This window comes from Myxococcota bacterium (assembly GCA_035498015.1).
Classification (GTDB): Bacteria; Myxococcota_A; UBA9160; order SZUA-336; family SZUA-336; genus VGRW01.
In genome coordinates this window covers 1-6588 of the sequence record DATKAO010000050.1, presented here as the reverse complement: position 1 = coordinate 6588, position 6588 = coordinate 1, and the positions used below count along the sequence as shown (strand labels likewise).

Here is a 6588-nt window from a genome sequence, read left to right as displayed (position 1 = left end):
ACCGCGCGGATCAGCCCGAGGTTGCCCTCCTGGATCAGGTCCTGGAAGGCGATCCCCATGTTCCGGTAGTCCTTGGCGATCGCGATCACGAGCTTCAGGTTGTGCTGCACGAACTTGTTCTTGTGGAACATCAGCCGCTCGTAGGCGAGGTCCACGCCATCCATCAGCTGGATGAAGTCCGGTGCCTTCACACCGACGGAGATCTCGACGTCGCGCAGCTGCTTGCGCAGCGCGCGCAGCTCCTTCTCGCGGTCCTGCTTGCCCTTCTCGGTCTTCGGCAGGCGCTTGGGCGAGCGCAGGTCGCGGATCTGGCGCTCGTAGCTCGCCATGGTGTCGCGCGCGGCGCGCAGCTTGCGGCGGATGCGCTCGAAGATCTGCATCGACAGGTCCGCATCGCGCAGCGCCTTCTGGATGCTCGCCTCGAGCTTGCCGAGCGATGTCTTGTCGTCCTTGTTCGCGGCCTCGAGCTCGTTGTACTTCGCGAGCAGCACCTCGACGCGCTTCAGGCACTTGTCGAGCTTCTCCCCGCGCTCCTCGCCTTCCGGCGTTCCGGAGCCGTACGCCTCCGACATCTTGGCGGTCACGCGGTTCTCGGCCTGCAGACCGCGCCAGATCTCGATGGCCTCGCGCCAGGTGAAGGAGACCGAGAGGATGCCGCTGCGCATCTCGTGCGTGGCGGACTCCATCTCCTTCGCGAGCATGACCTCCTCTTCCTTCGTGAGCGTCGGGATGCTCGCGATGTCGTTGAAGTAGGAGAGCAGCGTGTTGCGATTCCGCGCGGCCTCCTCCTCCGGATCGACGTTGGAGTGCTCGGGATCGATCACCGTCGACTCACCTCCTGCCCAGCGTGCGCCCTTCATGATGCTTGCTTCCATCTCCTGCTCGGTGGCCCGAGGCGAAACTGCCTCTTGGACCCGAGCAACCGAAACGCCCATTCGGCCTCGGACTCACCAGCAGCAGCTCCTGAGCCAAGATTTGGATGTCTGGCTCCGCCGCTCAGTTTTCCGAGCCCTTGCGACCGCCACCCCCCGTGGTGGCCGCCAACGCAATCACGCTTGCCGGTCTGTCTCCGACGCAGCGTGTCAAAACCAACGTGCAAAAAAACGGCTCCGCTCACACTCCGACGGTTCCAGCGAACCTACCGAAGGGGGGGCCGGTCGAAGAATAGAACTGGGCTGCCTTCTTTTCGACGCGCACGCTACGCGACTTTAGCGATTCTGTCAACTGCGACTTCCTCGCCAAAATCTCGAGCACTTCTAAGGACTTCCGAGAACTCTAGGGACGCTCTCGGATCGGCAGCCCGACGCAGACTCGACACCCCCGAGCAGAAGCCCTCCGGTCGGAACGTCTGACGCGCCACGGCGTAGCCGAATTCGGCCGGGGCTAGAGATCGCGCGAGCGATGGATCAGCTGGACGAACTCGGCCCGGGTCTTGGGGTCGCTCTGGAACTCGCCGAGCATGGCGCTCGAGATCGCGTACGAGTTCTTCTTCTGCACCCCGCGCATCATCATGCACAGGTGCTGGGCCTCGAGGATGACTGCAACTCCCCGCGGCTGCAGCACTTTCTCGATCACCCGCGCAATCTCGTTGGTCAGCCGCTCCTGCACCTGGAGGCGGCGCGAGTACATCTCGACCAGGCGCGCGATCTTCGACAGACCCACGATGCGCCCGTTCGGCACGTAGGCCACGTGCGCGCGGCCGAAGAACGGCAGCATGTGGTGCTCGCACAGGCTGAAGAAGTCGATGTCCTTCACGATCAGCATCTCGTCGTAGGACTCTTCGAACACCGCGTCGTTCAGGATCTTCTGCGGGTCGAGGCGGTAGCCCTGGGTGAAGAACTCGTAGGCGCGCGCCACGCGGCCGGGCGTGCGCAAGAGGCCCTCGCGCTTGGGGTCCTCGCCGAGCTCGCCCAGGAGCTCCTCGACGATCTCCTCCAGTCGACTCAAACCGCTCCGCCTCCCGCGTACTCGACCGAATTGTTCCGCGTCTCGACGAGGCGGATCGCGACGAGCCTGGCCGGCGCCAGATGCCCGTCGAGGGTATCCCAGATGTGCCGCGCGATGTTCTCGGCGGTCGGCACCGTGCTCGCGAACGCCGGCACGTCGCGGTTGAGCAGTGTCTGGTCGAGCTCGTCGAGCACGCGGGTCCGCACCAGCTCCTCGAGCCGGCCCTCGGGCAGGATCCGCCCGCTGCCCGCGTCGACCTCGCCCTCGACGGCGACCTCGACTCCGTAGTTGTGCCCGTGACCTGCCGGATTGGCGCATTTTCCGTACACGGCGCGATTGCGCTCGGCCGGCCAGTCGCCGCGCGCGAGCACGTGCGCGGCCGAGAAGGCGAAGCGCTGCACGATGCGGATCACCGAGTCACTTCCACGTACACGTCGGGGGTGGGATGCAGCCGCACGCGGTACAGGGTCCCCGCCGGCAGCGCCTTCTCGAGCAGCTCGAAGATCACGGCCGCGAAGTTCTCCGGCGTCGCCGGGCGGTCCTTGAACCAGGGCGTGTCGTCGGTGAGCGAGCGGTGATCGAAGCGCGCCTCGACCTCGCGCTCCATCACGTCCTTGAGCTCCTTCAGGTCGAGCACCATGCCCGTCTCGGGGCTCACGGGACCCGAGATCGTGACCTCGAGCTCGTAGTTGTGGCCGGTGACCTTCCCGTCGGCGCCGCGGTGCGACGCCGAGAAGTCCATTCTGCGCGTGAGATACACGGACCTTTAGAAGCGCCGGAGCAGACCGACGACGACTCCCTGCACCTGCACGTCTTCGGCCGGGAACTCCATGGGCGACAGTCGCTCGTTGGCCGGGACGAGGCGGATCTTCCCGCCATCCTGGTAGAAGCGCTTCAGCGTGCACTCCTCGCCGCGCACCAGCGCCACGACCGTTTCGCCGGCGTGCGGTAGCTTGCGCGACTCGAGCACCACGATGTCACCATCCATGATGTGGTCGTCGATCATCGAGTCACCAGTGACGCGCAGCGCGAAGCAGTCGCGCCGGCCGACCATGTCGGTCGGTACGGAGATCGAGTCCGACGTGGCCACCGCCTCGATCGGCTGGCCCGCCGCGACGCGGCCGAGCAGGGGGATCTCGATGCCCGAGCCCGACTGCTGCTCGCGCACGACCTCGATCGAGCGGCTGCGGTTCCAGGCCTTCCGCAGCAGACCCTTGTCGACCAGGTTCTGCACGTGCTTGTGCACCGTCGCGACCGACGAAAGCCCGAACTTCTCGCCGATTTCCTCCAGGCTGGGCGCGTATCCGGCCCGCTCGAGGTACTCGCAGACGAAATCGAAGATCTCTTTCTGCCGCTTGGTGAGATGCATGCGAACTCCCCTAGGGACCCTGCGCCGCCGCAGGAGCCCTACTGAGTCGGGTGTGTTGCCGAGTCTACTCCGCGGGTCGAACTACCAGTACCTGTAAAGAGCCCCGGAAGGAGCCGAATCCGGGTGAAGGGCCTGCTCCCCAGGAGCGTAGTCGAAAATATGGCGAAACTCCAGCGGGTCCTGTGGGTCGCGGTCGGCCTGATTGGCGCCGGTGCCTGGTTCCAGCCCTCCGTCGCGGGCTCGGACCTGTGGTGGCACCTGGCCGCCGGCCGCGAGATCTGGGCGCAGCACAGCGTCCCCACCACGGACGACTTCTCCTTCACCTTCTCGGGCCAGCCGTGGATGCACCACGAATGGCTCTGGGGAGTGTGTTACTGGGCGGTGTATTCGGTGGCGCCGGAAGCGGTCGCCGTCGCGAACTACCTGCTCCTGGTCGCAGTGTTCGCGGTCTGGGGCGCGGTCGCGTGGCGCCACACGGGCGACGGCCTGGCCTCGGCGCTGGCGCTCTGGGCCGCCGCCGCCAGCTGCTACTGGTTCCTGGACATCCGGCCCCACGAAGTCACTCTCTTGTTCGTCGGGATCGTGGTGCTCACGCGCGACTGGCCGCGCGCCCGCTGGCTGTGGGCCCCGCTCATGGTCCTGTGGTGCAACCTGCACGGCGGCTTCGTGTTCGGCTTCGGCGCGATCGGGCTCCTGGCGCTGGTGCAGACCGCCGAGGACTCACGGCGGCGCGTCGACCCGACGCTGTGGCTGGGGGTCGCGGCCGCGGGGCTGGCCTTCCTGTGCAACCCGTGGGGCTGGCGCATCCTCGAGTATCCCGCCGCCTATCTCGACTCCAGCTCGCCGTTCCGCTCGATCCTCGAGTGGCAGGCCCCGCCTTTCTCGCTCGACCCGCGCTGGTTCAACGGGCGTTTCTTCTGCCTGCTGCTGCTCCTGGCCGCGCCGGGCGCGGCGCTCGAGCTGGTCGGACGCGTGCGCCGCGGCCGCGCGGGCGGCGACCTCTACCTGCTCGGGCTCGCGGCAGTCACTTGCACCATGGCAGTCACTTCGCGGCGCTTCATCCCGCTGTTCGCGCTCTGCTCCCTGCCGCTGGTCGCGCGCCTCTCGAGCGCGGGGCTGGGCGCGGCGCGCGCGCTCGTGCCCGAGGCCGCGCGCCCGCGCGCGGAGCTCGCTGCCGCGCTGCTCGCGCTCGCGGTCGCCCTGGCGTCGTGGCGCGACGTGCGGCTGTTCCCGCAGCCGCTCGAGCGCTGGACCGAGTCACACCTGTATCCGCGCGCCGCGCTGCGCTATGCCGCGGCGCTCCAGCCGGGCACGCGCGCGCTCAACTTCTACAACTGGGGCGGGTATCTCATGCTGCACGCGCCCCAGTTCAAGCTGTTCATCGACGGGCGCGCCAACACGCTCTACACCGAGCCGGTCTACAACGACTACGTGCAGATGATCAGCATCCTGGGCGGGAGCTACGACCAGGCCGAGCTCGACCGGCGCATCGCCTGGCTCGCCGGCCGCCTGCTCCTGTACCACCCGGACTTCGCGATCCTGCCTTCGGGCGGCGGGACGCTGGCCCAGGCGCTCAGCGACCCGCGGCTCGGCTGGCGGCTGGTGTATGTCGACGATGCCGCGGCCGTGCTGCTCCCACCCAACTCACCGCGGCTGCGCGATCCCCTGCCCGACCCGGAGACCGTGGTCGGCGACGACCCGCAGTGGCAGGTGTCGATCGCCTACGTCCTGCTCCAGCGCGGTGACACGAAGAGCGCACGCGAGCTGCTCGAAAAGGCGCTGGCGCGCGAGTCACTCCTGCCGCTGGCCTACGGGCGGCTCGCCGCCATCGCCGGGCGCGAGCACGACCTGGCGGGCATCGAGCGCTTCATCGATCAGGGTCTGGCGGTCGAGCCGCGCTTCGCGCCGACGCTCCGCCAGGCCGAGGCGACGGCGTTCGAGAGCGCGGGCGCCCCGGAGCGCGCGCTGGCGGCCGCGGAGCTGGCCATCCCGCGCGGCCCGTTCTCACGACCCGAGGGCGCGCTGCAGAACGTCGAGCGGCTGCGGGCGCAGCTCGCCCGGCGTTGACTTCGCGGGTCGGCGGCGCAATCCTGGCGCCCCCTTGGCACTCCCGTTGTGCGAGTGCCAACCAGGCGTAAACGCGAAGCAACTGACGGAGGGCTCCATGAAGATCCGACCGCTGCAGGACCGGCTGGTCCTGCGGCCCAGTGAAGGTGAAGAGAAGACCGCCGGCGGGATCATCATCCCCGACTCCGCCAAGGAGAAGCCCCAGCAGGGTGTCGTGGTGGCCGCAGGCAAGGGCAAGGTCCAGGACGACGGCCGGCTCACCCCCCTCGACGTGAAGGTCGGCGACCGCGTCCTCTACGGGAAGTACTCCGGCACGGAAATCACCGTGTCCGGCGAGAAACACGTGATCCTGCGCGAGGAAGACGTCCTCGCGATCCTCGGCTGAAGCGAAAGGAAACGAGATGAGCGCGAAGGAAATCAAGTTCGACACGAGCGCTTCGGATGCCATCATCCGCGGCGTCAACACCCTGGCCAACGCGGTCAAAGTGACTCTCGGCCCCAAGGGCCGCAACGTGATCATCGAGAAGAGCTTCGGCTCGCCGGTGGTCACCAAGGACGGAGTCACCGTGGCCAAGGAGATCGAGCTCGAGGACAAGTTCGAGAACATGGGCGCGCAGATGCTGCGCGAGGTGGCCTCGAAGACCTCGGACGTCGCCGGCGACGGCACCACCACCGCCACGGTCATCGCGCAGGCGGTGTTCCGCGAGGGCCTGAAGATGGTCGCCGCGGGTCACTCGCCGATCGAGCTCAAGCGCGGCATCGACGCCGCGGTGGCCGCGATCGTCGAGGAGCTGAAGAAGATCTCCAAGCCCACGCGCGACCCGTCCGAGATCGCGCAGGTCGGCACGATCAGCGCCAACAACGACCGCGAGATCGGCCAGATCCTGTCCGACGCCATGCAGAAGGTCGGCAAGGAGGGCGTGATCACGGTCGAGGAAGCGAAGTCGATGACGACCGAGCTCGAGACCGTCGAGGGCATGCAGTTCGACCGCGGCTATCTCTCGCCCTACTTCGTGACCGACGCCGAGCGCATGGAGGTCGTGCTCGAGAATCCGCTCTTGCTCCTGCACGAGAAGAAGATCTCGAACATGAAGGACCTCCTGCCCCTGCTCGAGCAGGTCGCGCGCGGCGGGAAGCCGCTCGTGATCGTCGCCGAAGAGATCGAGGGCGAGGCGCTCGCGACGCTGGTCGTGAACAAGATCCGC

The 6588-nt window shown here is 67.6% G+C and carries 8 protein-coding genes; 3 read left to right on the top strand and 5 right to left on the bottom strand.

Annotated elements, in window-relative coordinates:
• The 5 genes from VMR86_04255 to lexA form a co-directional block, all read right to left on the bottom strand.
• On the bottom strand, nt 1-860 hold an 860-nt coding region (locus tag VMR86_04255), incomplete at its 3' end, for a sigma-70 factor domain-containing protein (protein ID HTO06249.1).
• 523 nt (nt 861-1383) lie between these two features.
• Nucleotides 1384-1947 carry a GTP cyclohydrolase I FolE gene (gene folE / locus VMR86_04250; protein ID HTO06248.1) on the bottom strand — a complete coding sequence of 188 codons (564 nt, stop codon included), beginning with the start codon at nt 1945-1947 and terminating at the stop codon, nt 1384-1386.
• Nucleotides 1944-2360 carry a 6-carboxytetrahydropterin synthase gene (locus tag VMR86_04245; GenBank protein ID HTO06247.1) on the bottom strand — a complete coding sequence of 139 codons (417 nt, stop codon included), beginning with the start codon at nt 2358-2360 and terminating at the stop codon, nt 1944-1946. Before VMR86_04245 ends, folE begins: the two co-directional genes overlap by 4 nt.
• On the bottom strand, nt 2357-2689 hold the full coding sequence (locus tag VMR86_04240) for a 6-carboxytetrahydropterin synthase (protein HTO06246.1): 333 nt from the start codon (nt 2687-2689) through the stop codon (nt 2357-2359). The genes VMR86_04245 and VMR86_04240 overlap by 4 nt, the downstream gene beginning before the upstream one ends.
• Nucleotides 2690-2713: 24 nt before the next feature.
• Nucleotides 2714-3316, bottom strand: coding sequence for a transcriptional repressor LexA (lexA, locus tag VMR86_04235; GenBank protein HTO06245.1), 603 nt, complete (start codon nt 3314-3316; stop codon nt 2714-2716).
• A 159-nt stretch (nt 3317-3475) separates the two neighbouring features.
• Between lexA and VMR86_04230 the strand changes: the two genes are divergently transcribed.
• The 3 genes from VMR86_04230 to groEL all read left to right on the top strand — a co-directional run.
• Entirely contained in the window at nt 3476-5383 is a 1908-nt protein-coding gene (locus VMR86_04230; protein HTO06244.1) for a hypothetical protein, read from the top strand.
• A 97-nt stretch (nt 5384-5480) separates the two neighbouring features.
• On the top strand, nt 5481-5768 hold the full coding sequence (gene groES, locus VMR86_04225) for a co-chaperone GroES (GenBank protein HTO06243.1): 288 nt from the start codon (nt 5481-5483) through the stop codon (nt 5766-5768).
• A 16-nt stretch (nt 5769-5784) separates the two neighbouring features.
• Nucleotides 5785-6588, top strand: an 804-nt coding sequence (gene groEL, locus VMR86_04220) for a chaperonin GroEL (protein ID HTO06242.1), incomplete at its 3' end; no start/stop codon positions are given.